The sequence below is a fragment of the Halomonas sp. LES1 genome (genome assembly GCF_031846005.1).
Lineage (GTDB): Bacteria > Pseudomonadota > Gammaproteobacteria > Pseudomonadales > Halomonadaceae > Halomonas.
In genome coordinates, this window is sequence record NZ_JAVRGC010000016.1 from 1 (window position 1) to 2,657 (window position 2,657).

Annotated in this window: 3 protein-coding genes; all 3 read right to left on the reverse strand. The window is 58.4% G+C overall.

Annotation, left to right across the window (positions count from 1 at the left end):
• Positions 1-459 (reverse strand): TRAP transporter small permease (locus RM463_RS17365; RefSeq protein ID WP_311430767.1); only part of this gene is annotated, 459 nt, incomplete at its 3' end.
• 146 nt (positions 460-605) lie between these two features.
• A complete protein-coding gene (locus tag RM463_RS17370; protein ID WP_195689694.1) occupies positions 606-1,664 on the reverse strand; it encodes a TRAP transporter substrate-binding protein in 1,059 nt (352 codons plus the stop codon).
• 336 nt (positions 1,665-2,000) lie between these two features.
• Entirely contained in the window at positions 2,001-2,519 is a 519-nt protein-coding gene (locus tag RM463_RS17375; protein ID WP_311430768.1) for a MarR family transcriptional regulator, read from the reverse strand.
• Positions 2,520-2,657 lie beyond the last annotated feature (138 nt).

Genomic DNA, 2,657 nt, shown 5'->3' on the forward strand with positions numbered 1-2,657 from the left:
CAGGGTCAGCAGGGCCGAGAGTGCCAACATGATCGAGATCAACCCGATCAGATAGCCATAGGGAATGCGCAGAAACTCGGTCACGTCCCCCCAGGAGAAGGCGCGCTCGGCCAGAGCCCAGACTCGCTGGGCCATCACCCACAGCGCCACGGTGACCAACAGATTGACGAGCACTTCGCGTATCCAGACCAGGCGAGCAGGAAAGATAGCGTCCAGCAGGTCGACGCTGACGTGTTCCTGGCGCCAGCAAACGATCGGCAGGGAGAGGAACACCAGCGCCGCCAGCATCAGCTGGGTCAGCTCCACGGCACCGAGGATCGGGGCATTGAAGAAGTAGCGCCCGGTCACGTCTACCGTGGTCAACAGCATCATGCCGAAGAGGGTGGCTCCCGCCACCCCCTCCAGCATCAGCTGGAAGACCCGGCCGACGCGAGCCGCACGTGTCGTGAGGGGTTGCATGGTTGACTCCATATAGCAGCGGAACGGCTAGTCATGCACCGGCCCGACACGAGACCGCGCCATACCGGTGTCATTATGCAGCTTCCGGTATGGCGCGGGCATGGAACCCCATGTCGGGATAAGCGCCTAGTGCGAGGATGTAGGGATTACTTGTACTCGTCCGGCACCTGGGGAGCGACTGTCTCTTCTTCTGCGGCAACTGCCAGCTGCTCGCGGAAGAACTCGATAGCCGCCATGGCATCCACCCCACGGTTCTCAGTAACCTTGTCCGCCCACTCGGCAATCATCTCATCGCTGATGTTGCGAAGCTTCTCGAGATCTTCCTCACCCAAATCCGTGAAGGTGTGTCCCTGCTCTTCAGCAAACTTGACGCCGCGCACATCCATCTCATCCATCATGTAGCCGAAGAGCCGAGACAAGCGCTCGCCGGATACCGACTCGATCGCCTCACGATCCTCGGGGGACACGCGATCCCAGAACATCGGGTTCATGGCGATAGTGAAACTGCCACGGTAGAAGCCACCATCCACCTTGAGGGTATGCGGGAAAATTTCAGCGACACGGAAGCTACGCAGGCCCTCCGGTACCAGCATGGCGCCATCGATAACCCCCTGTGAGCCAGCCTCGTACACGCCGGTCGGTGGCAGAGCCACACCGGTCAGCTCGAGAGCCTCGGAGAGGTCACCCATGACACCTCCACCGACACGTATGCGTTTACCTTCAAGCTCGTCCAGCGTTTCGACCTTGTCGCTGGTAAAGATCCAGCCTGGCCCGTGAACACCTGCTGCCACCACGTCAACGCCGCGGTGCTCTTCGGCCTCGGCCAGATACTCCTGATGGGTGCGCCAGTAAGCCGCAGAGGCGTTCTCAGAGGAGAAGTCCTCGAAGGTGGGAAACTCGGGCAGCTTGGTCAACTCGAAACGACCAGCGTTGTAACCGTGAAAGACCCAGGTGGCATCGGCGATGCCATCGGCGACGATTTCCATCTGTGAGTCCGGCGGACCCATATCATGGACCACATCAACCTTTACGCGCCCCTCCGTAGCCTCTTCGATCCAAGCTCCCCAGGTCGGCCACACCATGCTGTTGATACCATGGTTGGGGCCTGCCCAGGTACTAATGGTCAACGTGGTCTCGGCGAGGGCCGCCGAGCTCATTACAGCGGCAGTCAAGGTGCCTAGCAGCAGGCCTGTCGTCTTGTTCATTGTAAGTATCCTCCGACGTCACGGGGCGAGCAGCATGTGCTCGGTTAGAAGGTAGTTTCCCTTCATCGAACCTGGCGAATGACCTGGTACGGCCTGGCATTCGCCATGATGCGATACATCTTTTCAAGCCATAGTAAAAATAAGGAAACACTTCGTGGGGTACAATGCCTCGTTACCTGCCATCCCGCAATCCACACACGACTAATAGATAATACAACTTAAGTATTAAGCAGCACTGGACCGACATCTCACGCCGCGCTACAGCAAGTAGCGCTGCAATGAAAAATGGCAACATGATCAACATCATGTTGCCATCAAGCTGAGACTGGGAGGTGCTTACTCCCAGCCAATACGCTCAAGCTGTCGCTCAAGCTTGCTCATTGCATTCAACAGGTCACGGTACTCGCTGGCACTCAGTGTGGAGACCAGCTCAGCTTCCCAGGAGTGGGCATCGGGAATCAGCCCCTCCAGTAACCGAGCTCCCTCTTGTGTCAGGTGCAGATCGTGAACACGCTGGTCTCGAGGGGATGGTCTTCGCGAAATCAGGCCCTTGTCCTCCAGGGCCTGGATCGCTCGCGATACCCGCGCCTTATCCATGTTCGTGTACGAGCATATCTTCTTTGCGGTCAAGTCATCACAGTGGCTCAGCCATGACATCACACGCCACTGAGCGACGTTCAGGCCATAGCGCTGGGAATACATGCGCTCCAGCTCACCACTGATACGGTCCGCCAGTTTATTAAGCCGATAGGGGAGAAACTGGTTGAGGTCGATCTCCGGTTTGACATGACCGGAGGCCTGGCTACCGGCCGTATCAACCGACTCACCCTCTGGCCTACTTCCTGTAATATCCATAGTACGCGCCTAATAGAGCAGATCGGGAAGGAAGAGCACAATGCCCGGCAACAGCAGCACCAGCAAGGCGCGAAGCGTGCCCGCCACCCAGAACGGCGTCACACCGCGGAAGATCGTTCCCGTCGCCACGTCCGGCAG

Excerpts from the sequence above, each read along its gene's own strand:
- RM463_RS17375 (WP_311430768.1), bottom strand. The coding sequence starts at position 2,519 with ATGGATATTACAGGAAGTAGGCCAGAGGGTGAGTCGGTTGATACGGCC.
- RM463_RS17370 (WP_195689694.1), bottom strand. The coding sequence starts at position 1,664 with ATGAACAAGACGACAGGCCTGCTGCTAGGCACCTTGACTGCCGCTGTA.